The sequence below is a fragment of the Paraclostridium dentum genome (genome assembly GCF_048568265.1).
GTDB lineage: Bacteria > Bacillota > Clostridia > Peptostreptococcales > Peptostreptococcaceae > Paraclostridium > Paraclostridium dentum.
Map to the genome: position 1 here is coordinate 3156704 of NZ_CP183813.1, position 25271 is coordinate 3181974.

Here is a 25271-nt window from a genome sequence, read left to right on the forward strand (position 1 = left end):
TAGTTATCTTCGCTTGAAAAAGTGGGAGGTAAAAAACCAATATAACCACAAGGAGGACATGAAAAATGGCTAAAAAAGGTAAAAAATACGTAGAAGCTTTAAGTAAAATAGATAAAACTAGATTATATGATGCTTCAGAAGCTTTAGCTTTAGTTGCAGAAGTTGCTACTGCTAAGTTTGATGAGACTGTAGAAGCTCATATAAAGTTAGGTGTTGACTCAAGACACGCTGACCAACAAGTAAGAGGTGCGGTTGTATTACCACACGGAACTGGTAAAACTAAAAGAGTTTTAGTTTTTGCTAAAGGTGCAAAAGCTGAAGAAGCTACAAATGCTGGTGCTGACTTTGTAGGTGCTGAAGAATTAGTACAAAAAATACAAGGTGAAAACTGGTTTGACTTTGATGTAATTGTTGCTACTCCAGATATGATGGGTGTAGTAGGTAGATTAGGTAGAGTATTAGGACCTAAAGGTTTAATGCCAAACCCTAAATCAGGAACAGTTACTTTTGACGTAGCTAAGGCTATAGATGAAATAAAAGCTGGTAAAGTTGAATATAGATTAGATAAAACTAACATAATACACGTTCCAGTAGGAAAAGTATCTTTCGGTGGAGAAAAGTTAACTGAAAACTTTGCTGCATTAATGGATGCTATAGTTAAGGCTAAGCCTGCTGCTGCTAAGGGACAATACTTAAAGAGCGTAGCTGTTACTTCAACTATGGGACCAGGAGTTAAAGTTAACCCTGCTAAAATAGCTGAATAATAAAAGCTTGACATTAATAAATAACGATGTTAAAATAATATTCGTTAATAAATAAAAAAGAATAGATTTGCCGTAGACAGTAGGTGCTTTAAGCTTAATATCCTACCGAGGTTTTAGATAAATTTTGATGCTAAAGCTTTTGTATGTCTATATGATTACAAAAGCTTTTATAAGTTGCGGCAGATAAAACCTATCGGATGAAGGAGGTGCTGACCAGATGAGAAAAGCTATAGAAGTAAAATCACATGTTGTTGCTGAAATAGTTGAGAAGTTACAAAACTGTTCTTCTGCTATAGTTGTTGATTACAAAGGATTAACAGTTGAAGAAGTAACTGAATTAAGAAAGAAAATGAGAGAAGCTGGTGTTGAATACAAAGTATACAAAAACACTTTAGTTAGAAAAGCAGCTAAAGAAGTTGGTATAGAACAATTCAATGACGAATTATTAGTAGGAACAAATGCGATAGCATTCGGACACGAAGATCCAGTTGCTCCAGCTAGAATAATAAAAGAATTTATGGATTCTCATCCAAAAATGGAATTAAAAATGGGTGTAGTTGAAGGGGAATTCTACGGTAAAGAAGATATCGTTGCATTCGCTAATATACCATCAAGAGAAGTACTTCTTGCTAAATTACTTGGAAGCTTAAAAGCTCCAGTATCAAACTTTGCATACTTATTAGATGCAATGATCAAGAAGCAAGAAGGTCAAGAAGCTTAATAATAGCTTAAGAAATAAGAAAAAAATAACAATTATTAATTGAAAAGAATATAATTCGGAGGTGCTAACAATGACAATAGAACAAATATTAGAAGCTATAGAAAACATGAAAGTTTTAGAATTAAATGAATTAGTTAAAGCTGCAGAAGAGAAATTCGGAGTATCTGCTTCAGCTCCAGTTATGATGGCTGGTGCTGCTGCTGGTGGAGCTGCTGAAGAGAAAACTGAGTTTGATTTAGTATTAACAAGTGCTGGATCTTCAAAAGTTGGGGTTATAAAAGCAGTTAGAGAAATAACTGGATTAGGATTAAAAGAAGCTAAAGAATTAGTTGACAATGCTCCTAAGACATTAAAAGAAGCAGTTTCTAAAGACGAAGCTGAACAAATGAAAGAAAAGTTAGAAGCTGCTGGAGCTTCAGTAGAAGTTAAGTAGTTTTCTTTTAAAGAAGATGTCCTTTAGGGCATCTTTTTTTTTCCTCAAATGCAGAAATTAACAGTATATTTTTAAAAAAAGCGAATTAGAGGATGAATTTTTGAACATAATAGATAATGCATGTTTTATGTCGAACAAAAAAAGCTAATATTATGCATATACATAAAAGTTATATATTGAAAAAAGCTTGCAATTATGTTAGAATTATTAGATGCGTTAGAATAAACTATGGTTTTATTTTTAATTATTGAGAGGTGAAAAGTGAATGCCACATCCTGTCACGATAGGTAAGAGAACTAGAATGAGCTACTCAAAAATAAAAGAGATAGCTGATGTACCAAATCTTATAGAGATACAATGCGATTCCTATGAGTGGTTTTTAAAAGAAGGTTTAAAAGAAGTGTTTGAAGACATTTCACCTATAGAAGATTATACAGGTAATCTTATATTAGAATTTGTTGATTATTCTTTAGACGAGAAACCGAAGTATGACATAGAAGAATGTAAAGAAAGAGATGCAACATATTGTGCACCTCTAAAAGTTAAAGTAAGACTTATAAATAAAGAAACAGGTGAAATAAAAGAACAAGAAGTATTTATGGGTGACTTCCCTTTAATGACAGAAAAGGGAACTTTCATAATAAACGGAGCAGAAAGGGTTATAGTAAGTCAGTTAGTTAGATCTCCTGGAGTTTACTATGCTCAAGAAATGGATAAGTCAGGTAAAAGACTTATATCATCTACTGTTATACCAAACAGAGGTGCATGGTTAGAATATGAAACTGATTCTAATGATGTTATATCTGTAAGAGTTGACAGAACAAGAAAACAACCTGTTACAGTCTTATTAAGAGCATTTGGAATAGGTTCAGATGCAGAAATAATAGAGCTATTAGGCGAAGATGAAAGATTAATGGCTACATTAGAAAAAGATAACACAAAAACTGTTGAAGAAGGTCTTATAGAAATATACAAAAAGTTAAGACCAGGTGAACCTCCAACAGTAGAAAGTGCATCATCATTATTAAATGCATTATTCTTTGATGCTAAGAGATATGACTTAGCTAAAGTTGGTAGATACAAGTTCAATAAGAAACTTGCGTTATGCTATAGAATAATGAATAAAATTTCAGCTAACGATATTATAAATCCAGAAACAGGGGAAGTATTTGTTAAAGCTGAAGAAAAAATATCTTTAGAAGTAGCTGTTGCTATACAAAACTCAGGAATAAATGTTGTTGAGTTATTGACTGAAGATGAAAAAGTTGTAAAAGTTATAGGGAATAACTTTGTAGATATAAAATCACATATAAACTTTGATATAGACGATTTAAAGATAAAAGAAAAAGTTCACTACCCAACTTTAAAAGAGATTTTAGATGAGTATAGTGAAGAAGAAGAAATCAAAGAAGCTATAAAATCTAGAATGAAAGAACTTATACCAAAGCATATATTATTAGATGACATAATTGCTTCTATAAGCTACCAATTTAATATATTCTATGGAATAGGTAATATAGATGATATAGATCATTTAGGAAACAGAAGAATAAGATCAGTTGGTGAATTACTACAAAACCAAGTTAGAATAGGTCTTTCAAGAATGGAAAGAGTTATAAAGGAAAGAATGACGGTTCAAGATATGGAATCTATAACTCCTCAAGCATTAGTAAACATAAGACCTGTTTCAGCTGCAATAAAAGAATTTTTTGGTAGTTCTCAGTTATCACAATTCATGGACCAAACAAACCCATTATCAGAGTTAACTCATAAGAGAAGACTATCAGCACTTGGACCAGGAGGACTTTCAAGAGAAAGAGCTGGATTCGAAGTTCGTGACGTTCACCATTCTCACTACGGAAGAATGTGTCCGATAGAGACTCCAGAGGGACCAAACATCGGTCTTATAAACTCTCTAGGAACATATGCAAAAATAAATGAATTTGGATTTATAGAATCTCCTTATAGAAAATATGATAAGGAGAGCGAAAAAGTTACAGATGAAATACATTACTTAACAGCTGACGAAGAAGACTTATTTATAAGAGCTCAAGCAAATGAGCCTTTAGATGATAATGATGCATTCGTGAACAGCAGAGTTGTATGTAGAACTGTAAATGGTGCCATGGAATTAGTTCCTACTGATAAAGTTGACTACATGGATATATCTCCTAAGCAAGTTGTGTCTATAGCGACAGCTATGATACCATTCTTAGAGAATGATGACGCCAACCGTGCGCTTATGGGATCAAACATGCAACGTCAAGCAGTACCACTGGTAAGAAGAGAAGCACCTATCATAGGTACAGGTGTTGAATATAGAGCTGCTAAAGACTCTGGAGCAGTTGTAGTTGCTAAAAATGCTGGTATAGCAGAAAGAGTAAGTGCAGAAGAGATAATCATAAGAAGAGAAGATGGAAATAAAGATAGATATAAGTTACTTAAGTTTAAGCGTTCAAACCAAGGTACTTGTATAAATCAAACTCCTATAATAAATAAAAATGATAAGATAGAAGCTGGAGATGTTATAGCTGACGGACCATCTACTGAGATGGGAGAAGTAGCTTTAGGAAGAAACTGCTTCATAGCATTCATGACATGGGAAGGTTACAACTATGAGGATGCTATCTTAATAAATGAAAGACTTGTAAAAGAAGACAGACTATCTACTATTCATATAGAAGAATATGAATGTGAAGCTAGAGATACTAAACTAGGACCAGAAGAAATAACTAGAGATATACCTAACGTTGGAGAAAGTGCTATAAAGAACTTAGACGAAAGAGGTGTAATCAGAATAGGGGCAGAAGTTGACTCTGGAGATATATTAGTAGGTAAAGTAACTCCTAAAGGAGAAACAGAACTTACTGCAGAGGAAAGATTACTTCGTGCTATATTCGGAGAAAAAGCTAGAGAAGTTAGAGATACTTCATTAAAAGTACCTCATGGAGAATCTGGTATAATAGTTGACGTAAAAGTATTCACAAGAGAAAACGGAGATGATTTATCTCCAGGAGTTAATGAATTAGTTAGATGTTATATAGCTAAGAAGAGAAAAATAAGAGTTGGAGATAAAATGGCCGGACGTCATGGTAACAAAGGGGTTATATCAAGAGTATTACCTGAAGAAGACATGCCGTTCATGGAAAATGGTCAGCCACTTGATATAGTTCTTAACCCACAAGGTATACCATCTCGTATGAACATCGGACAGGTTCTTGAAGTTCATTTAGGTCTTGCTGCTAAAACTTTAGGATGGCATGTAGCTACATCAGTATTTGATGGAGCGAAAGAGCCAGATATAAGAAAAGCACTAGTAGAAGCAGGATATCCAGATGATGGGAAAGTAACTTTATACGATGGTAGAACTGGAGATGTATTTGACAATAGAATTACAGTTGGATACATGTACATGTTAAAACTACATCACTTAGTTGATGATAAGTTACATGCAAGAAGTACAGGACCATACTCTTTAGTAACTCAACAACCGCTTGGTGGTAAAGCACAATTCGGTGGTCAGAGATTCGGAGAGATGGAGGTTTGGGCATTAGAAGCATATGGTGCTGCTCACATACTTCAAGAAATTCTTACAGTTAAGTCAGATGACGTTGTAGGACGTGTTAGAACTTACGAAGCTATCGTTAAAGGTGAAAATATACCTGAACCAGGTATACCAGAATCATTTAAAGTTTTAATAAAAGAACTTCAAAGTTTATGCTTAGATGTAAAAGTATTAACAGAAGAAGATAAAGAAATAGAAGTAAGAGAGTCTATAGATATAGATGAAGATGCTAAAGAATTTGAATTGGATATTATGGAAAACATAAGCGAACTTGAAGAAAATAGCATAGTTGAAGAAATAGATGATCTTGAAACATCAGAAGAAGTAGAAGAATTAGAATTTGAAGAAGACGTAGTTTACGAAGACTTAAATTACGACGATGAAGACTTTGATATATAGTTTCTTATTTTAAGTAAATCTCAAATAGAAGGGAGAGAACTCCTTGTTTGAACTAAACAATTTCGAGTCAATAAAAATAGCATTGGCTTCTCCAGAAAAAATAAGACAATGGTCTAGAGGAGAAGTAAAAAAGCCTGAAACAATAAACTACCGTACACTTAAGCCTGAGAAAGATGGTCTTTTCTGTGAAAGAATATTTGGACCACAAAAGGACTGGGAGTGTCACTGTGGAAAGTACAGAAGAGTTAGATACAAAGGTGTTGTTTGTGATAGATGTGGAGTAGAAGTAACTAAAGCAAAGGTAAGAAGAGAAAGAATGGGACATATAGAGCTAGCAGCTCCTATGTCTCATATCTGGTACTTCAAAGGTATACCAAGTAGAATGGGACTTCTACTTGATATGTCTCCTAGATCATTAGAAAAAATATTATACTTTGCATCATATGTAGTAACTAATCCTGGTGAAACTGGATTAAATGAAAAGCAATTATTAACAGAAAAAGAATACAGAACTGCTGTAGAAAAGTACGGATATAATACTTTCGAAGTAGGGATGGGTGCTGAAGCTGTTAAGAAGCTTTTACAAAACATAAATTTAGAGCAACAAAGTAAAGAATTAAGAGCTGAACTAAAAGATAGTACAGGTCAAAAAAGAGTTAGAACTATAAGAAGATTAGAAGTTGTAGAAGCATTTAAGAAATCTGGAAATAAACCAGAGTGGATGATATTAGATGCTATTCCAGTTATACCACCTGATTTAAGACCGATGGTTCAATTAGATGGAGGAAGATTTGCAACATCTGACTTAAATGACTTATACAGAAGAGTTATAAATAGAAATAATAGATTAAAGAGATTATTAGAGCTTGGAGCTCCAGATATCATTGTAAGAAATGAGAAGAGAATGCTTCAAGAAGCTGTAGATGCTTTAATAGACAATGGTAGAAGAGGTAGACCAGTAACTGGACCAGGAAATAGACCATTAAAATCTTTATCAGATATGCTTAAAGGTAAGCAAGGTCGTTTCCGTCAAAACTTACTTGGTAAGCGTGTTGACTACTCAGGACGTTCTGTTATAGTTGTTGGACCAGAACTTAAATTCTATCAATGTGGTCTTCCTAAGAAGATGGCTCTTGAATTATTCAAGCCATTTGTTATGGATAGATTAGTTAAAGAAGGATATGCACACAACATAAAGAGTGCAAAATCTATAGTAGAAAAAGTTAAGCCGGAAGTTTGGGACGTATTAGAAGATGTTATAGAAGGACATCCAGTGATGCTTAACCGTGCTCCAACTCTTCATAGATTAGGTATACAAGCATTTGAACCAGTTTTAGTTGAAGGAAAAGCTATAAAGTTACATCCATTAGTATGTACAGCATACAACGCTGACTTCGATGGTGACCAAATGGCAGTACACGTTCCTTTATCTGTTGAAGCTCAAGCTGAGGCGAGATTCTTAATGTTATCTGTAAATAACATACTTGCTCCTAAAGATGGTTCTCCTATAACTACTCCTTCTCAGGATATGGTTCTAGGGTGTTACTACTTAACAATAGAAGCTCAAGAAGGTGCTAGAGGTACTGGAATGATCTTCAAAGATTATAATGAAATGATGCTTGCTTATGATAATAATGCAGTTACATTACACTCATTAGTTAAAGTAAGAAGAACTGTTGTGGGTGTTGGAACTCAATTAGTAGAAGCAACTGTTGGTAGATTTATATTCAATGAAAATATACCTCAAGACTTAGGATTCGTTGATAGAAACGAAGATAAGTTTGCTTTAGAAGTAGATTTCTTAGCAGATAAAAAGTCTTTAGGGAAAATAATAGATAAGTGTTTCAGAAAGCATGGAAACACAGTAACTGCTGAAATGTTAGACCATATAAAATCTTTAGGATTTAAATATTCTACAAGAGGTGGTATAACTGTTGCTGTTGCAGATATGAAAATACCAGAAGCTAAGAAAGGTTATATAACTGAAGCTGAAGGTAAAGTTGATAAATATGAAAAAGCATATAGAAGAGGTCTTATATCTAACGAGGAAAGATATGAGAGAGTAATAGAAACTTGGACAGAGACTACTGAAAAAGTTACAGATGCTCTTATGGCTAACCTAGATAGATTAAACAACATCTTCATAATGGCTCACTCTGGAGCCAGAGGTTCTAAGAACCAGATAAGACAGTTAGCTGGGATGCGTGGTCTGATGGCCAATGCATCTGGTAAGACAGTTGAAATACCAGTTAAATCTAACTTCCGTGAAGGTTTATCAGTACTTGAATACTTCACATCTTCACATGGAGCTAGAAAGGGTCTTGCCGATACAGCTCTACGTACAGCTGACTCAGGATACTTAACAAGAAGACTTGTTGATGTCAGTCAAGATGTTATTGTTAGGGATGTTGACTGTGGAACAATAGAAGATACAGAAATCTTTGCAATAAAAGATGGAAATGAAGTAATAGAAGAACTATATGATAGAATAGTTGGAAGATATACTATAGATCCTGTAGTTCATCCAGAAACAGGTGAAGTAATCGTTGAAGCTGATGCTATGATACAAGAAGATCAAGCTGAAAAGATTATAGAGGCTGGAATAAAAATAGTTAAGATAAGAACAGTTCTTAATTGTAGAACTAACCATGGAGTATGTTCTAAGTGTTATGGTAGAAACTTAGCTACTGGTAAAGAAGTTAATATAGGAGAAGCTGTTGGTATAATAGCTGCTCAATCAATCGGTGAACCTGGTACTCAGCTTACAATGCGTACATTCCATACAGGTGGGGTTGCCGGAGGAGATATAACACAAGGTCTTCCAAGGGTAGAGGAATTATTTGAAGCTAGAAAGCCAAAAGGGCTTGCTACAATAACTGAAGTATCAGGTAGAGTAGAGATAGATGAAACTGGTAAAAGAAAAGAAGCTACAGTAGTTCCAGAACAAGGTGAAGCACAAGTATATGCTATACCATATGGTTCAAGATTAAGAGTGAAAAATGGTCAATTTGTAGAAGCTGGAGAAGCTTTAACTCAAGGATCAATAAATCCTCATGATATAGTAAGAGTTAAAGGTATTGAAGGTGTTCAAGACTATGTTGTTAAAGAGGTTCAAAGAGTTTATAGAATGCAAGGGGTTGACATCAACGATAAACATATAGAAGTAATTGTTAGACAAATGCTATCTAAAGTTAAAGTTGAAGATCCAGGTGATACTGATTTATTACCAGGAGGATATGAAGATGTTCTTACATTCAATAAAACAAATGAAGAAGCTGAAGCTCAAGGCCTAAGACCTGCATCAGCTAAGAGAGTTTTACTTGGTATAACTAAAGCATCTCTTGCAACAGAATCTTTCTTATCAGCTGCATCATTCCAAGAAACTACTAGAGTATTAACAGAAGCTGCTATAAAAGGAAAAGAAGATCACTTAATAGGTCTTAAAGAAAATGTTATAATAGGTAAGTTAATACCAGCAGGAACAGGAATGAAGAGATACAAAAATATAGCAGTTGAAAAAATAGAAGAATAATTTTACTTTGTTATATAAACTAAACATCCTTGACATAAGGTGTCTCTGATGCTAAAATGTAAAGGTATGTGAAGTAAAGATATTAAATATTACTAAGGGCTAAGCTCTTAGTAATATTTTAAATATATTTTATTTTAACTAATAAAAAGCATAATAATATGCACCAAACTAAAGAGCTAAAACCACAAATGTGTGTTATAGACATTTATTGCAATGTAGCATACCTGCTACATATTATATCAGTATGAGCCCATATTGATGTAGTTGGCGGTCATTTAAGATCGAAAAATTTGGAAGGAGGTGCAGATGATGCCAACAATTAACCAATTAGTTCGTAAGAGAAGAAAAGCGATAGAAAAGAAATCTACTGCTCCAGCATTACAAAAAGGATACGATTCTTTACACAAGAAATCAACTGATACTAGTGCTCCACAAAAAAGAGGGGTTTGTACTTCAGTTAAAACATTTACTCCTAAGAAACCTAACTCAGCTTTAAGAAAAGTTGCCAGAGTTAGATTAACTAACGGTATAGAAGTTTCTGCTTATATACCAGGAGAAGGACACAACTTACAAGAACATAGTGTTGTTCTTATAAGAGGAGGAAGAGTTAAAGACCTTCCAGGGGTTAGATACCACATATTAAGAGGTACATTAGACACAGCTGGTGTTGATAAGAGAATGCAAGCTAGATCTAAGTACGGTGCTAAGAGACCTAAACCTGCAAAAAAATAAGCAATTAAAAATCAATTTCAATTATAGTTCGGTGCTTTAAATATATAGATATTTATGGCATCACGGCGTTTTATATGATGTCGAGTACCTATGATTTAAGATTAAATAATTAAGGAGGGAAGCAAAATGCCAAGAAAAGGTAATGTTCCAAAAAGAGAAGTTTTACCAGATCCATTATATGGAAGTAAGGTAGTAACTAAGTTAATAAATAACTTAATGATAGATGGGAAAAAAGGGAAATCTCAAAAGATAGTATATGATGCTTTCGAGATAATCGCTGAAAAAACTGGAGAAAATGCTTTAGAAATTTTCGAAACAGCTATGGAAAATATAATGCCTGTTTTAGAGGTTAAAGCTAGAAGAGTTGGTGGAGCTAACTACCAAGTTCCAATTGAGGTTAGACCTGAAAGAAGACAAACTTTAGGATTAAGATGGTTAGTAAACTATACTAGAGCTCGTGGTGAAAAAGGTATGGTTGAAAAGCTAGCTAAAGAAATAATGGATGCTGCTAACAATACAGGAGCTTCTGTTAAGAAGAAAGAAGATACTCATAAGATGGCAGAAGCTAATAAAGCATTTGCTCATTACAGATTCTAATAATAGGATATATTTGATATCCTTTTATTAGATAGGATGTCGTAAGGAGGAGAATCATGGCTAGAAAGTTTCCTTTAGAAAGAACTAGAAATATAGGAATCATGGCTCATATAGATGCTGGAAAAACTACTACTACAGAAAGAATCCTATTCTATACAGGGCAAACTCATAAAATAGGAGAAACTCACGAAGGAGCTTCTCAAATGGACTGGATGGAGCAAGAGAAGGAGAGAGGTATAACAATAACTTCTGCTGCTACTACTGCTGCTTGGAAAGACCATAGAATAAATATAATAGATACACCAGGACACGTCGATTTCACAGTTGAGGTTGAAAGATCTCTAAGAGTTCTTGACGGTTCAGTTGCAGTTTTCTGTGCTAAAGGTGGGGTTGAACCTCAATCTGAGAATGTATGGAGACAAGCTGATAACTATGGAGTACCTAGAGTTGCATTCGTAAATAAAATGGACATCATGGGTGCAGACTTCTACAATGTTGTAGCTATGATGAAAGATAGATTAGCTGCTAATGCAGTTCCGGTTCAATTACCAATAGGTAAAGAAGACTGGTTAGAAGGAGAAGTTGACCTTGTAGAAATGTGTGCTCACATATACAAAGATGACTTAGGTGTAGAAATAATAAAAACAGAAATACCAGAAGATATGAAAGAATTAGCTCAAGAGTGGAGAGAAAAGCTTGTAGAAGCTGTTGCTGAAACTGATGAAGAGTTAATGATGAAATACCTTGAAGGTGAAGAATTTACTGTTGAAGAAATAAAGACTGCTCTAAGAAAAGCTACTATAGCATGTGAACTTAACCCAGTATTCTGTGGTTCTGCTTACAAGAACAAAGGTGTTCAGTTATTATTAGATGGTGTTGTTGATTACTTACCAGCTCCAACTGATATACCTTCTATAAAAGGTATATTAGAAGATGGTGAAGAAGCAGAAAGACATTCATCTGATGAAGAACCATTCTCAGCTTTAGCATTCAAAATAATGACTGACCCATTTGTTGGGAAGTTAGCATTCTTCAGAGTTTACTCTGGGGTAATATCAAGTGGATCTTATCTTTTAAACTCTACTAAAAACAAGAGAGAAAGATTAGGACGTATACTACAAATGCATGCTAATACTAGAGAAGAAATAACAGAAGTGTATGCAGGAGATATCGCTGCAGCTGTTGGATTAAAAGATACTACTACTGGAGATACTTTATGTGATCCAGGTCATCCAATAGTACTTGAGACTATGGAATTCCCTGAGCCAGTTATATCTGTTGCTATAGAGCCTAAGTCAAAAGCTGCTCAAGAAAAAATGGGTGTAGCTCTTCAAAAGTTAGTTGAAGAGGATCCAACTTTCAGAGTTAGAACTGACGAAGAAACAGGACAAACTATAATATCAGGTATGGGTGAATTACACTTAGAGATAATAGTTGATAGATTATTAAGAGAATTCAAAGTTGAAGCTAACGTTGGAGCTCCACAAGTTGCTTATAGAGAGACTATAACTCAGCCAGTTGATATAGAGTATAAATATTCTAAACAATCAGGTGGTAGAGGTCAATACGGTCACGTTAAGATTAGAGTTAATCCTCAAGAGCCAGGAGCAGGATACAAATTCGAAAATAAAACTGTTGGTGGATCTGTACCAAAAGAGTACGTTGGGCCAACAGATGCAGGTATACAAGGTGCTATGGCATCTGGTGTAGTTGCTGGATTCCCAGTTGTTGACGTTGCTGTTGAATTATACGATGGTTCTTACCATGAAGTCGATTCATCAGAAATGGCATTCAAAATGGCTGGTTCTATGGCTATGAAGGACGCTCTTAAGAGAGGAAACTCTGTATTACTTGAGCCATACTTCAAAGTTGAAGTTGTTACTCCAGAAGAATACATGGGAGACGTTATGGGTGGATTAAACTCTAAGAGAGGTTTAATACAAGGTATGGAAGCTAGATCTGGTGCACAAGTTATAAATGCATTCGTTCCACTTTCAGAAATGTTTGGATACTCTACAGAGTTAAGATCTTCTACTCAAGGTCGTGCAACATACACTATGATATTCGACCATTATGAGCAAGTTCCAGCTTCAGTTGCTAAGAAAATAGCTGAAGGTAAATAATTAATTAATTTAATTAATTTTGTATATAATAAATAAGTAAGGCGAGGGAATCCTCGTCTTACAAAAAATAAAACCAATATTAAAGGGAGGAATTCAAAATGGCTAAAGCTAAATTTGAAAGAAACAAGCCACATGTTAATATAGGAACAATAGGTCACGTTGACCACGGTAAAACTACATTAACTGCAGCTATAACAAAAACATTATTCGATAGATATCAATTAGGAGAAGCAGTAGACTTCGCTAATATAGATAAAGCTCCAGAAGAAAGAGAAAGAGGAATCACAATATCAACTGCTCACGTTGAATATGAGACTCCAAACAGACATTACGCTCACGTTGACTGCCCAGGACATGCTGACTACGTTAAGAACATGATAACAGGTGCTGCTCAAATGGACGGTGCTATATTAGTTTGTTCTGCAACTGATGGACCAATGCCTCAAACAAGAGAGCATATATTATTATCAAGACAAGTTGGTGTACCATACATAGTAGTATTCTTAAACAAATGTGATATGGTAGACGATGAAGAATTATTAGAGTTAGTTGAAATGGAAGTTAGAGACTTATTAAACGAGTACGAATTCCCAGGAGATGACACTCCAATAGTAAGAGGATCTGCTTTAATGGCATTACAAGATTCTTCTTCAGAGTGGGGAGATAAGATAGTTGAATTATTCGAGCAAATAGACGAATATATACCAGCTCCAGAGAGAGATGTAGATAAAGACTTCTTAATGCCAGTAGAAGACGTATTCTCTATAACAGGTAGAGGAACAGTTGCTACAGGTAGAGTTGAAAGAGGAGTATTAAAGGTTCAAGACGAAGTTGAACTAGTAGGTTTAGCTGAAGAGCCAAGAAAAATGGTAATAACAGGAGTAGAAATGTTCAGAAAGTTATTAGACCAAGCACAAGCTGGAGATAACATAGGAGCATTAATAAGAGGTGTACAAAGAAATGAAATAGAAAGAGGACAAGTTTTAGCTAAGCCAGGAACTGTTAAGCCTCACACTAAGTTCAATGCAGAAGTATACGTATTAAAGAAAGAAGAAGGTGGAAGACATACTCCATTCTTCGATGGATACAGACCTCAATTCTACTTCAGAACAACTGACGTAACAGGAGCTTGTAAGTTACCAGAAGGTGTAGAAATGGTTATGCCTGGAGATAACATCCAAATGAATATAGAGTTAATAAACTCAATAGCAATAGAAGAAGGATTAAGATTCGCAATAAGAGAAGGTGGAAGAACAGTAGCATCAGGTGTTGTTTCTTCTATAATAGAGTAATCTATTATCCACTATATATATAAAAGGAAGATGTTTAACATCTTCCTTTTTTTATTGGATTATTTAAAAATAAAAAACATTGACAAAATTGTTGAAAGAATATATACTATCCTAGTACCCGTTAAGATTCTCAACACAAAATTTGTAGTAAGTTTTACATACAAAAAATATTTTGTAAAATTATAAAAAAAACTTGAAAAAAAGTAAAAAATAATATAAAATATAATAGTGTGCTTGAGAGATGCGAAATGAAAGACAAGTAAAGTAATATCCTAGAGATAGGCGACGAGATGCCGATTTTTAAAAAAACACAACACACCCGGAACTGTGTATCGGTATCAGTCGTGCGTAACCAAAAAAATTAAACGTACGATAAAGGAGGGAAACTAAAATGGCTAACAATGGAAAAATAAGAATAAGATTAAAGTCATATGATCACAAATTATTAGATTTTTCAGCTGCTAAAATAGTTGAAACTGCTAAAAAAGCTGGATCACAAGTTTCAGGACCTGTGCCACTACCAACTGAAAAGCAAGTTGTAACTATATTAAGAGCTGTACACAAGTATAAGGACTCTAGAGAGCAATTCGAAATGAGAACTCATAAGAGATTAATAGACATAGCAAACCCAACACCTAAGACAGTTGACTCATTAATGAAGTTAGACTTACCAGCTGGTGTTGATATAGAAATAAAGTTATAAGATAAGCCTCTAAGATACGATCCTATAAGGCAACTATCTTAGAATGATTATGAGAAATCATAATCCGCTGTAAGATTATAGGAGGTGCGATATGAAAGGAATATTAGGAAAAAAGTTAGGAATGACTCAAATATTCACTGAAGCAGGGAATGTAGTACCTGTAACTGTTGTTGAAGCAGGACCAGTAGTGGTTACTCAAATAAAGACAACAGAAAAAGAAGGATACAATGCAGTTCAAGTAGGTTTTGCAGATGCTAAAGAGAAATCTTTAAACAAGCCTCAAAAAGGACATCTTGCTGCTGCTAACGTATTAAAGAAACACTTAAAAGAATTCAGAATGGATTCAGTAGAAGAGTTCACAGTAGGACAAGAAATGAAAGCTGATATATTTGCAGCTGGAGAAATGATAGATGTTACTGGAACAAGTAAAGGTAAGGGATTCCAAGGTCCAATAAAGAGACATGGTCAATCAAGAGGTCCTGAATCTCACGGTTCTAGATACCACAGAAGACCAGGTTCAATGGGAGCATGTTCTTTCCCAGGTAGAGTTTTCAAAAACAAAAAACTTGCTGGTCACATGGGTAGCGTTACAGTAACTGTTCAAAACTTAGAAGTAGTTAGAGTAGATGCTGATAAGAACCTTATATTAGTTAAGGGTGCTATACCAGGAGCTAAAGGTTCAGTAGTAACTATAAAAGAAGCAGTAAAGGCTTCTAAATAATAACTAACCTAAGAAAGGAGGAAGCACAATGCCAAAATTAAATATATTAAATGTTAATGGACAAAATGTTGGAGAAATCGAATTAGCAGAAGCTATATTCGGTGTTGAAGTTAACGAGCACGTATTATACGAAGTAGTTAAAAATCAATTAGCAAACAAGAGACAAGGTACTCAATCTGCTAAAACTAGAGCAGAAGTTAGAGGTGGCGGAAGAAAACCTTGGAAACAAAAAGGAACTGGTAGAGCTAGACAAGGTTCTATAAGAGCTGTACAATGGGTTGGTGGAGGAGTTGCTTTTGCACCTAAGCCAAGAGATTACAGTTACACTTTACCAAAGAAAGTTAGAAGATTAGCTATAAAATCAGCTTTATCATCTAAAGTTCAAAACAACGAAATAATAGTTTTAGATGCTTTAAATATGGAAGCTCCAAAAACTAAAGAATTCGTTCAAATATTAAAGAACATAAATGCTTCTAAGAAAGCTTTAGTAGTAACAGCTGAAAAGAACGAGAACGTTGTAAAATCAGCTAGAAACATAGAAGGTGTTCAAGCTGCTACAGTTAATACTATAAACGTTTATGACATATTAAAGTACGATACTTTCGTAATAACTACAGACGCAGTTAAGAAAGTGGAGGAGGTGTACGCATAATGACTAATCCACATGATATAATAATGAAACCAGTTGTAACTGAACAAAGTATGACTGAAATGGTTGAGAAGAAATATACTTTTGTTGTTGCTAAAAGCGCAAACAAAACTGAAATAAAGAAAGCTGTAGAAAGCATATTCGGAGTTAAAGTTGATAAAGTAAATACTTTAAACTACGATGGAAAAGTTAAGAGAATGGGTAGAAACGAAGGAAGAACTGCAAGTTTCAAGAAAGCAGTAGTTAAGTTAGCTGCTGATAGTAAAGAAATAGAATTCTTCCAAGGTATGTAATTAACCTTAATAAACAAAGGAGGGAAAACAGATGGCTATAAAAAAGTTTAGACCAACTTCTCCTGCCTTAAGACAAATGACAGTTTTAGTTTCTGATGAAATAACTTGTAACGAACCAGAAAGATCTCTTTTAGTTTCGTTAAAAAAGAATTCTGGAAGAAACGTACATGGTAAAATAACTGTTCGTCACAGAGGTGGAGGAAACAGAAGAAAATATAGAATAATAGATTTCAAGAGAAATAAAGATGGAATACCTGCTAAGGTTGCTACTGTTGAGTATGATCCAAATAGAACTGCTAACATAGCATTATTAAACTATGCTGACGGTGAAAAAAGATATATACTAGCTCCAGTTGGAATACAAGTTGGAGATACTGTATTATCAGGACCAGAAGCTGATATAAAGCCAGGTAACGCAATGGCATTAAAAGATATGCCAGTTGGTACAGTAGTACACAACGTTGAATTAAAGCCAGGAAAAGGAGCTCAGTTAGTTAGATCTGCTGGAGCATCTGCTCAATTAATGGCTAAAGAAGGAAAAACTGCATTACTAAGATTACCATCAGGTGAAATGAGATTAGTAAGCATAAATTGTAAAGCTACAATAGGACAAGTTGGAAACTTAGAACACGGTAACGTTGTTATAGGTAAAGCTGGTAGAAAAAGACATATGGGTATAAGACCTACAGTTAGAGGTTCTGTAATGAACCCTTGTGACCATCCACACGGTGGAGGGGAAGGTAGATCTCCAATAGGTAGAGCTAATCCAGTTACACCTTGGGGTAAACCAGCACTTGGATATAAAACTAGAAAGAAAAATAAAGCTTCTGATAAGTTAATAGTATCAAGAAGAACTAAGTAATAGATTTATTTTTGCTCGAAAGGAGGAAATAAAATGTCAAGATCAACTAAAAAAGGACCTTTTATACATGCAAGACTTTTAAAGAAGATAGAAGATATGAATGCTTCTGGAAATAGAGAAGTTATAAAGACTTGGTCAAGATCTTCAACTGTATTCCCACAAATGGTTGAACATACAATAGCTGTACATGATGGAAGAAAACATGTGCCAGTTTATATAACTGAAGATATGGTTGGACACAAGTTAGGTGAATTCGTTCCTACAAGAACTTTCAAAGGGCACAAGGACGACGAAAAATCTAATAAGAGAAGATAATTAAAGATCTAACTAAGGAAGGAGGAAATTGTAATGGAAGCAAAAGCTACTGCAAAATACGTACGTGTATCACCTAGAAAAGCAGGTCAAATATGCGGCCTTGTTAGAGGAAAAAATGTTGATGAAGCTTTAGCAATATTAAAGTATACTCCAAGAGGAGCTGCTTCAATAATAGCTAAGGTTGTAAAATCAGCGAAAGCTAATGCAGAAAACAATCACGAGATGGATGTTGAAAATTTATATATAGCTTCAATAGTTGCTAATCAAGGACCAACTATGAAGAGATTCATGCCTAGAGCTATGGGTCGTGCAACTATGATAAGAAAGAGAACTTCTCATATAGAGGTTGTTCTTAAAGAGAAAAAATAATAATAGATAGGAGGGAAACACATGGGTCAAAAGGTTAATCCACACGGTTTAAGAGTCGGTGTTATAAAGGACTGGGACTCAAGATGGTTCGCAACTGATAAAAAAGAGTTCGGAAACTTATTATTAGAAGACCATAATATACGTAAATTCTTAAAGAATAAATTATACTCAGCTGGTGTTGCTAAGATAGAAATAGAAAGATCAGCAAACAAATTAAAGCTAGACTTACACGTTGCTAAGCCAGGTGTAGTTATAGGTAAAGGTGGAGCTGGAATAGAAGCTCTTAAAGCTGAGTTAGAAAAGATGACTAAGAAAAATGTTATAGTTAACATAGTAGAAGTTAGAAACCCAGATAGAGAAGCTCAATTAGTAGCTGAAAATATAGCTTTAGCTATAGAAAGAAGGGTTGCTTTCAGAAGAGCTATGAAGCAAGCAATACAAAGAGCTATGAAATCAGGAGTTAAAGGTATAAAAGTATCTGCTTCTGGTAGACTTGGTGGAGCTGAAATGGCTAGAACTGAAGGATACAGCGAAGGAAATGTACCTCTTCAAACAATAAGATCTGACATAGAGTACGGATTTGCTGAAGCAAACACTACTTATGGAAAGACTGGTATCAAAGTTTGGATATGCAACGGAGAAGTTTTACCAACTAGAAACGGTGTAAACCCAAGAGAAGATAGAAGAGATAACAATAGAAGAGATAGAAGAGACAATAGAAGAAACGATAGAAGAAACGACAGAAGAAATGATAGATCTAACAACAATAGATCAAACAACAGAGGACCAAGACCTCAAAGAACTGAGAATAAACAAGCTTAATAGAAGCACAGTTAAGGAAGGAGGAAAATACTCATGTTAATGCCAAAAAGAGTAAAACGTCGTAGAGTACACAGAGGTAGCTTAGCTGGAAAGGCTCATAAAGGTAACAAAGTTACTTATGGAGAGTTCGGTTTAGTTGCTTTAGAGCCATCTTGGATAACTTCTAACCAAATAGAAGCTGCCAGAATAGCTATGACTAGATATATAAAAAGAGGGGGAAAAGTTTGGATAAAGATATTCCCTCACAAACCAGTAACAAGAAAACCTGCAGAAACTCGTATGGGTGCTGGTAAAGGTTCACCAGAATACTGGGTAGCAGTAGTTAAACCAGGAAGAGTTATGTTCGAATTAGCAGGTGTTTCAGAAGATAAAGCTAGAGAAGCAATGAGACTTGCTATGCATAAACTTCCAGTTAAATGTAAGTTTGTGAAACGTGAAGATTTAGAAGTAGAGGGTGGTGAATAGGATGAAAGCTAAAGAACTAAGAGATTTAACAAGCGAAGAGTTAATGAACAAGTTAAATGGTTTTAAAAGTGAATTATTTAGCTTAAGATTCCAATTAGCTACTGGTCAATTAGAAAACACAGCAAGAATCAAGTTCGTTAAGAAAGATATAGCTAGAGTTAAAACTATACTTGCTGAAAGAAAGTTAAACGAAACTAGAGCTTAATTTTGGAAAGGAGGCTGTCAAACATGGAAAGAGGAAGAAGAAAAGTAAGAGTAGGCCGTGTTGTTAGTAATAAAATGGAAAAAACAATAGTTGTTGCTGTTGAAGATTTCGTACGTCATCCATTATATAACAAGCCAGTTAAGAGAACTAAGAAATTTAAGGCTCACGATGAAAACAACGTATGTAGCATCGGAGATAGAGTAAGAATAATGGAAACTAGACCTTTATCTAAAGACAAGAGATTCAGACTAGTTGACGTTATAGAGAAAGTTAAGTAGTTTGTAGAGAAGGAGGGATTACGATATGATACAACAAGAATCACGTCTAAGAGTTGCTGATAACTCAGGAGCTAAAGAACTTTTAACTATCCGTGTATTAGGCGGAAGTAAAAGAAGATATGGTAACATAGGTGACGTTATAGTTGCAACTGTTAAAAGTGCAACACCAGGTGGAGTTGTAAAAAAAGGTAAAGTAGTTAAAGCTGTTATAGTAAGAACTAAGCAAGGCGTAAGACGTAAAGATGGTAGTTATATATCATTCGACGAGAATGCTGCGGTTATCATAAAAGATGATAAAACTCCAGTAGGAACTCGTATATTCGGGCCTGTTGCTAGAGAGTTAAGAGACAACGACTTTATGAAGATAGTATCTCTTGCTCCAGAAGTACTATAATAAGGAGGTGCAATAGGACATGATGCGTGTAAAAAAAGGTGACACTGTTGTAGTTATAGCAGGAAAAGATAAAGGTAAAAAAGGTACAGTTGCTAAGGTTTTCACTAAAACTAATAAAGTATTAGTTGAAGGTGTTAACGTTATAACTAAACACCAAAAGCCAACTGCTGTTAACCCACAAGGTGGAATAATAAATAAAGAAGCCCCAATACACATATCTAACGTAATGCCAGTAGATCCTGAAACAGGAAAAGGTACTAGAGTTAGAGTTGAAGTTAAAGATGGGCAAAAAGTTAGAGTATCAGTAAAGAGCGGAAAAGAATTATAATAAGCTTGAAAGGAGGGACCACAAATGACTTCTAGATTACAAGAAAAATATGTTAAAGAAGTTGCTCCAGCTTTAATGGAGAAATTTGGATACAAAAATGTTATGGAAATACCTAAGTTAGAGAAAATAGTAATAAACATGGGTATAGGTGATGCAAGAGAAAATCCAAAAGGATTAGAAGCTGCAGTTGCAGAATTAGAAATGATATCTGGACAAAAGCCAGTTATAACAAAGGCTAGAAAATCAGTAGCTAACTTCAAATTAAGAGAAGGAATGCCTGTTGGAACTAAAGTTACTTTAAGAGCTGACAAGATGTTCTACTTCATGGACAAGTTAGTAAACATTTCTTTACCAAGAGTTAGGGACTTCAGAGGAGTTAATGCTAATGCATTCGATGGAAGAGGAAACTACGCTTTAGGATTAAAAGAGCAATTTATATTCCCTGAAATAGAGTACGACAAGGTTGACAAAGTAAGAGGAATGGATGTAATATTCGTAACTACAGCTAAAACTGATGAAGAAGCTAGTGAGTTATTAAGATTATTAGGAATGCCATATTCTAAGTAAATAAAGGAGGGATTCCAGTGGCTAGAAAAGCGATGGTTGTAAAACAACAAAAAAAGCAAAAGTACTCAACTAGAGAGTACACTAGATGTACAATATGTGGTAGACCACATTCTGTGCTAAGAAAATTCGGTGTGTGCCGTATATGCTTTAGAGAATTAGCTTATAAAGGTCAAATACCTGGTGTAAGAAAAGCAAGTTGGTAAGACTTGGTTAAAATGGAAGGAGGTTTACAATTATGACAATGACAGATCCAATAGCAGATATGTTAACACGTATAAGAAATGCTAACATGGTTAAGCATGAAACTGTTGATGTTCCTGCTTCTAATATGAAGAAAGAATTAGCTAGAATCTTATTAGAAGAAGGTTTCATAAGAGGGTACGATGTTATAGAAGATGGAAAGCAAGGAATAATAAGAATACAATTAAAGTACGGACAAATAGGCGAGAGAGTTATAACAGGATTAAAGAGAATATCTAAACCTGGTATGAGAGTTTACGCTGCTAAAGAAGAATTACCAAAAGTATTAAACGGATTAGGTATATCAATAATATCTACTTCTAAAGGTATATTAACTGACAAGCAAGCTAGAAATGCAGCCGTTGGTGGAGAAGTAATCTGCTACGTGTGGTAATAAAAACGAACAATGTAAGGAGGTGCAACTATGTCAAGAATAGGTGTTAAGCCAATAAACGTTCCTACAGGTGTTGAAGTAACTATAGCTGAGGATAACTTAGTTACAGTAAAAGGACCAAAAGGAACTTTAACAAAGCAATTCACTAATGAATTAGCTATAAAAAAAGAAGAAAATACTATATTAGTTGAAAGACCAACTAATAATAAAAAACATAGATCTTTACACGGATTAACTAGAACTTTAATAGATAATATGGTAGTAGGTGTTACTACTGGATTCGAAAAGAAGTTAGAGTTAGTTGGTGTTGGTTACAGAGCTCAAAAGCAAGGAAACAAGTTAGTTATGAACTTAGGATACTCTCATCCAGTTGAGATGGTAGATCCAGAAGGAATAACTGTTGAAGCTCCAAACCAAACTGAATTAGTTGTTAAAGGAATCGACAAGCAATTAGTAGGTAACTATGCTGCTAAGATAAGAGCTTGGAGAGAGCCAGAGCCATACAAAGGTAAAGGTATAAGATACGCTGGTGAAGTTGTAAGACGTAAAGAAGGTAAAACTGGTAAGAAATAATACCAAACATAAAAGCTAGAAAGGAGTGATCTCTGTGTTTAAAAAAGCTAACAAAAACGCAAATAGACTTCAAAGACATAAGAGAGTTCGTAGAAAAATAACTGGAACTACTCAAAGACCAAGATTATGTATATTTAGAAGTTCTAATAACATATATGCTCAAATAATAGATGATACAAACAGAGTAACTGTTGTTTCTGCATCTTCTTTAGAAGCTGAAATAAAAGGTGCTGTTAATCACTGTGGAAATAAAGAAGCAGCTAAAAAAGTTGGAGAACTTGTTGCTAAGAGAGCTGTAGAGAAAGGTATAACTGAAGTTGTATTTGACAGAGGTGGATACTTATATCACGGAAGAGTTCAAGAATTAGCAGAAGGTGCTAGAGAAGCTGGACTTAAGTTCTAATACAAAGGAGGGAAAATAATGCTACGTCGTAAACCAATAGATGCAAGACAACTTGATCTTCAAGAGAAAGTTATCGAAGTAAGACGTGTTACTAAGGTTGTTAAAGGTGGTAGAAACTTTAGATTTGCAGCTTTAGTAGTTGTTGGAGATGAAAACGGACACGTTGGTATAGGTGCTGGTAAAGCTATGGAAGTACCAGATGCTATAAGAAAAGCAGTTGAAGATGCTAAGAAGAATTTAATAACTGTACCTATGGTTGGTACAACTATACCTCACCAAACAAACGGACATTTTGGTGCTGGAAAAATATTAATAATGCCTGCTGCTCAAGGTACAGGAGTTATAGCTGGGGGACCTGCTAGAGCTGTACTTGAATTAGCTGGATTAAAGGATGTTAGAGCTAAATCTTTAGGAACTAACAACCCAAGAAACATGGTAAATGCTACAATAGAAGGTTTAAAATCTTTAAGAACAGCTGAAGATATAGCTAAACTTAGAGGTAAAAAAGTAGAAGATCTTCTAGGGTAAGGAGGTAGTAAAAAAATGGCTAAATTACAAATAAAGTTAGTTAGAAGTACAATAGGAACTACTCCTAACCAAAGAAAGAACGTAGAAGCGTTAGGATTAAGAAAAAGAGAGCAAGTAGTTGTTAAAGAAGACAACGCTCAAATGAGAGGTATAATAGCTAAAGTTAGTCACTTAGTAGAAGTTACTGAAATAGCTGAATAATAATAATTTAAACAAATACTAAGGGAGGTGCAATCCATGAAGTTACATGAATTAAGACCTGCTGAAGGTGCAGTTTCTTCTAAAAAAAGATTAGGAAGAGGTACTGCTACTGGACAAGGTAAAACTTCAGGACGTGGACAAAAAGGTCAAAAGTCTCGTTCAGGTGGTGGAGTAAGAGTTGGATTCGAAGGTGGACAAATGCCACTTGCTAGAAGACTTCCTAAGAGAGGATTCAAGAATCCTTGTAAGAAAGTTTACTCACTAGTTAACGTAGAAACTTTAAATAGATTCGAAAACGGAACAGAAATAAATGCTGACTTACTTAAGTCAACTGGAGTAATAAGCAAAATAGAAAAAGACGGCGTTAAAATCTTAGGTGAAGGTAACTTAGAAAGAGCTTTAACTATAAAAGCTGCTAAGTTTACTGCTTCAGCGCAAGAAAAAATAGAAAAAGCTGGAGGAAAAGCAGAATTAGTTTAATCTAATCTGCTAACTCTTGGCCATAAGGCAGGGGTGAGTTTAACGTGCTGTCAAACTTAAAACAAGCTTGGAAAATAAAAGATGTAAGAAGAAAAATTTTATATACTTTGATGATGATTGTTATCTTTAGGATAGGATGTACAATTCCTGTACCTGGAGTTAATAGAGATATTATAAAGGGAATGGTTGACGGAAACGGTCTTCTTTCCCTGTATAATATGTTTACAGGAGGAGCTTTTAGCAACTTTACCTTATTTGCATTAGGAATCAGTCCTTATATAACGGCATCTATAATCATTCAACTTTTAACTATTGGATTCCCAGCTCTTGAAGAACTTCAAAAGTCTGGTGAAGAAGGTAAGAAAAAGATAAATAAATACACTAAGTATACAGCATTAGGATTAGCTATAGTACAAGCTATCGGTATAACACTAGGAATAGTGAGACGTGCTTTACAAACAGATAGTGTATTTTTTATAGTTACTGTTATAGTCACATTAATTTCAGCAAGTATGCTTTTAATGTGGATGGGAGATAAGATTACTGAAAAAGGATTAGGTAATGGAAGCTCTATAATAATATTTATAGGAATTATATCAAGAATTCCTAAAGACATAACTCAATCAATATCTCAATTTGAAAGCGGAAGCGTTGGATTGTGGGTATTAATAGTTATGGCTGTAGTATCGCTTCTTACAGTAGCTGCGGTTACATATATACAAGAAGCTACAAGAAAAATACCTGTACAATATGCTAAAAGAGTTGTAGGAAGAAAAACATATGGGGGTCAAAATTCTCATATACCAATGAAAGTGAATCAATCTGGAGTTATTCCAGTTATATTTGCAAGTTCATTGTTAGCTTTCCCTCAAACTATAGCTATATTTATGGGGAAAGATGCTCAAGCATTTGTAACTAAATTCTTATCTCCAACTGGAGAGCCAGGATTCTGGATCTATTTAGTTATAGAAGTTGTGTTAATAATATTCTTCTCTTATTTCTATACTACTATATCGTTCAATACTGAAGATATAACTAATAATATGAAAAATAGTGGAGGTTTTATACCAGGTATAAGACCGGGTAATCCAACTATGGACTACTTAAATAGAATATTATCAAGATTAACTTTAGCAGGAGCATTATTCTTAGCTGTTATAGCTGTAATTCCTTCTATAATAGGTAAATTTACTGGCGTACATTTAAGTTTAGCTGGCACATCATTACTTATAGTTGTAGGTGTTGCATTAGAGCTTAAGAGACAGCTAGAATCAAATCTAGTAATGAGAAGCTATCAAGGCTTTTTAAAATAAATGGAGATGA

31 protein-coding genes and 1 other annotated feature are annotated in these 25271 nt (G+C 34.5%); all 31 genes read left to right on the forward strand.

The window, feature by feature from the left end; all coding sequences use genetic code 11:
- The first annotated feature begins 65 nt into the window (after positions 1-65).
- The 31 genes from rplA to secY all read left to right on the forward strand — a co-directional run bounded on the left by rplA (position 66) and on the right by secY (position 25261).
- Complete coding sequence (rplA, locus tag ACN6I1_RS15075) at positions 66-764, forward strand: 50S ribosomal protein L1 (protein ID WP_220797543.1); 699 nt, start codon at positions 66-68, stop codon at positions 762-764.
- Between the two features lie 52 nt (positions 765-816).
- Positions 817-945: a sequence feature (ribosomal protein L10 leader region), on the forward strand.
- A gap of 36 nt (positions 946-981) precedes the next feature.
- Positions 982-1485: a 50S ribosomal protein L10 gene (gene rplJ, locus ACN6I1_RS15080; protein WP_419742327.1), complete on the forward strand. Its 504-nt coding sequence runs from the start codon at positions 982-984 to the stop codon at positions 1483-1485.
- Positions 1486-1555: 70 nt separating this feature from the next.
- Entirely contained in the window at positions 1556-1918 is a 363-nt protein-coding gene (rplL, locus tag ACN6I1_RS15085; RefSeq protein ID WP_021428185.1) for a 50S ribosomal protein L7/L12, read from the forward strand.
- Between the two features lie 265 nt (positions 1919-2183).
- On the forward strand, positions 2184-5882 hold the full coding sequence (locus ACN6I1_RS15090) for a DNA-directed RNA polymerase subunit beta (RefSeq protein WP_148552127.1): 3699 nt from the start codon (positions 2184-2186) through the stop codon (positions 5880-5882).
- A gap of 43 nt (positions 5883-5925) precedes the next feature.
- Complete coding sequence (gene rpoC / locus ACN6I1_RS15095; RefSeq protein WP_419742328.1) at positions 5926-9414, forward strand: DNA-directed RNA polymerase subunit beta'; 3489 nt, start codon at positions 5926-5928, stop codon at positions 9412-9414.
- Positions 9415-9723: 309 nt separating this feature from the next.
- Positions 9724-10146, forward strand: coding sequence for a 30S ribosomal protein S12 (rpsL, locus tag ACN6I1_RS15100; RefSeq protein WP_021431497.1), 423 nt, complete (start codon positions 9724-9726; stop codon positions 10144-10146).
- 126 nt (positions 10147-10272) lie between these two features.
- Positions 10273-10743: a 30S ribosomal protein S7 gene (rpsG, locus tag ACN6I1_RS15105; protein WP_114541924.1), complete on the forward strand. Its 471-nt coding sequence runs from the start codon at positions 10273-10275 to the stop codon at positions 10741-10743.
- A gap of 56 nt (positions 10744-10799) precedes the next feature.
- Positions 10800-12866 carry an elongation factor G gene (gene fusA, locus ACN6I1_RS15110; protein ID WP_419742329.1) on the forward strand — a complete coding sequence of 689 codons (2067 nt, stop codon included), beginning with the start codon at positions 10800-10802 and terminating at the stop codon, positions 12864-12866.
- 98 nt (positions 12867-12964) lie between these two features.
- Positions 12965-14158 carry an elongation factor Tu gene (gene tuf / locus ACN6I1_RS15115; protein ID WP_021428171.1) on the forward strand — a complete coding sequence of 398 codons (1194 nt, stop codon included), beginning with the start codon at positions 12965-12967 and terminating at the stop codon, positions 14156-14158.
- Between the two features lie 391 nt (positions 14159-14549).
- Positions 14550-14861: a 30S ribosomal protein S10 gene (gene rpsJ / locus ACN6I1_RS15120; RefSeq protein WP_021431502.1), complete on the forward strand. Its 312-nt coding sequence runs from the start codon at positions 14550-14552 to the stop codon at positions 14859-14861.
- Positions 14862-14952: 91 nt separating this feature from the next.
- Positions 14953-15582 carry a 50S ribosomal protein L3 gene (gene rplC / locus ACN6I1_RS15125; protein ID WP_021431503.1) on the forward strand — a complete coding sequence of 210 codons (630 nt, stop codon included), beginning with the start codon at positions 14953-14955 and terminating at the stop codon, positions 15580-15582.
- 28 nt (positions 15583-15610) lie between these two features.
- Complete coding sequence (gene rplD, locus ACN6I1_RS15130; RefSeq protein ID WP_021431504.1) at positions 15611-16234, forward strand: 50S ribosomal protein L4; 624 nt, start codon at positions 15611-15613, stop codon at positions 16232-16234.
- Positions 16234-16524 (forward strand): 50S ribosomal protein L23, encoded by a 291-nt coding sequence (gene rplW / locus ACN6I1_RS15135; RefSeq protein ID WP_025162559.1) that lies wholly within the window; start codon positions 16234-16236, stop codon positions 16522-16524. Before rplD ends, rplW begins: the two co-directional genes overlap by 1 nt.
- Positions 16525-16555: 31 nt before the next feature.
- Positions 16556-17386, forward strand: a complete 831-nt coding sequence (gene rplB / locus ACN6I1_RS15140) for a 50S ribosomal protein L2 (protein ID WP_021431506.1) — start codon at positions 16556-16558, stop codon at positions 17384-17386.
- 33 nt (positions 17387-17419) lie between these two features.
- Entirely contained in the window at positions 17420-17701 is a 282-nt protein-coding gene (rpsS, locus tag ACN6I1_RS15145) for a 30S ribosomal protein S19 (RefSeq protein ID WP_114541925.1), read from the forward strand.
- A 33-nt stretch (positions 17702-17734) separates the two neighbouring features.
- Positions 17735-18070, forward strand: a complete 336-nt coding sequence (rplV, locus tag ACN6I1_RS15150) for a 50S ribosomal protein L22 (protein ID WP_021428211.1) — start codon at positions 17735-17737, stop codon at positions 18068-18070.
- Positions 18071-18091: 21 nt separating this feature from the next.
- A complete protein-coding gene (rpsC, locus tag ACN6I1_RS15155) occupies positions 18092-18892 on the forward strand; it encodes a 30S ribosomal protein S3 (RefSeq protein WP_021431507.1) in 801 nt (266 codons plus the stop codon).
- 33 nt (positions 18893-18925) lie between these two features.
- On the forward strand, positions 18926-19357 hold the full coding sequence (rplP, locus tag ACN6I1_RS15160) for a 50S ribosomal protein L16 (RefSeq protein WP_021428207.1): 432 nt from the start codon (positions 18926-18928) through the stop codon (positions 19355-19357).
- A 1-nt stretch (position 19358) separates the two neighbouring features.
- On the forward strand, positions 19359-19562 hold the full coding sequence (gene rpmC / locus ACN6I1_RS15165) for a 50S ribosomal protein L29 (RefSeq protein ID WP_021122014.1): 204 nt from the start codon (positions 19359-19361) through the stop codon (positions 19560-19562).
- A 23-nt stretch (positions 19563-19585) separates the two neighbouring features.
- Positions 19586-19840, forward strand: coding sequence for a 30S ribosomal protein S17 (gene rpsQ, locus ACN6I1_RS15170; protein ID WP_021428205.1), 255 nt, complete (start codon positions 19586-19588; stop codon positions 19838-19840).
- A 25-nt stretch (positions 19841-19865) separates the two neighbouring features.
- Entirely contained in the window at positions 19866-20234 is a 369-nt protein-coding gene (rplN, locus tag ACN6I1_RS15175) for a 50S ribosomal protein L14 (protein WP_021122016.1), read from the forward strand.
- Between the two features lie 22 nt (positions 20235-20256).
- Positions 20257-20562, forward strand: coding sequence for a 50S ribosomal protein L24 (gene rplX, locus ACN6I1_RS15180; RefSeq protein WP_021428210.1), 306 nt, complete (start codon positions 20257-20259; stop codon positions 20560-20562).
- Between the two features lie 24 nt (positions 20563-20586).
- Positions 20587-21129 (forward strand): 50S ribosomal protein L5, encoded by a 543-nt coding sequence (gene rplE / locus ACN6I1_RS15185; RefSeq protein ID WP_021431508.1) that lies wholly within the window; start codon positions 20587-20589, stop codon positions 21127-21129.
- Positions 21130-21146: 17 nt separating this feature from the next.
- The gene (locus ACN6I1_RS15190; protein ID WP_021431509.1) at positions 21147-21332 is read left to right on the forward strand and encodes a type Z 30S ribosomal protein S14; all 186 of its coding nucleotides are present in this window, start codon (positions 21147-21149) and stop codon (positions 21330-21332) included.
- Positions 21333-21364: 32 nt separating this feature from the next.
- Positions 21365-21763 carry a 30S ribosomal protein S8 gene (gene rpsH / locus ACN6I1_RS15195; protein ID WP_021431510.1) on the forward strand — a complete coding sequence of 133 codons (399 nt, stop codon included), beginning with the start codon at positions 21365-21367 and terminating at the stop codon, positions 21761-21763.
- 30 nt (positions 21764-21793) lie between these two features.
- The gene (gene rplF, locus ACN6I1_RS15200; RefSeq protein WP_021431511.1) at positions 21794-22336 is read left to right on the forward strand and encodes a 50S ribosomal protein L6; all 543 of its coding nucleotides are present in this window, start codon (positions 21794-21796) and stop codon (positions 22334-22336) included.
- A gap of 34 nt (positions 22337-22370) precedes the next feature.
- The gene (rplR, locus tag ACN6I1_RS15205; protein WP_021428220.1) at positions 22371-22739 is read left to right on the forward strand and encodes a 50S ribosomal protein L18; all 369 of its coding nucleotides are present in this window, start codon (positions 22371-22373) and stop codon (positions 22737-22739) included.
- 18 nt (positions 22740-22757) lie between these two features.
- Complete coding sequence (gene rpsE / locus ACN6I1_RS15210; RefSeq protein ID WP_021428196.1) at positions 22758-23267, forward strand: 30S ribosomal protein S5; 510 nt, start codon at positions 22758-22760, stop codon at positions 23265-23267.
- Positions 23268-23282: 15 nt separating this feature from the next.
- Positions 23283-23468 (forward strand): 50S ribosomal protein L30, encoded by a 186-nt coding sequence (rpmD, locus tag ACN6I1_RS15215; RefSeq protein ID WP_021127557.1) that lies wholly within the window; start codon positions 23283-23285, stop codon positions 23466-23468.
- Between the two features lie 36 nt (positions 23469-23504).
- Positions 23505-23948 (forward strand): 50S ribosomal protein L15, encoded by a 444-nt coding sequence (gene rplO, locus ACN6I1_RS15220; RefSeq protein WP_419742330.1) that lies wholly within the window; start codon positions 23505-23507, stop codon positions 23946-23948.
- 44 nt (positions 23949-23992) lie between these two features.
- Entirely contained in the window at positions 23993-25261 is a 1269-nt protein-coding gene (gene secY / locus ACN6I1_RS15225; RefSeq protein ID WP_021431512.1) for a preprotein translocase subunit SecY, read from the forward strand.
- Positions 25262-25271: the final 10 nt, after the last annotated feature.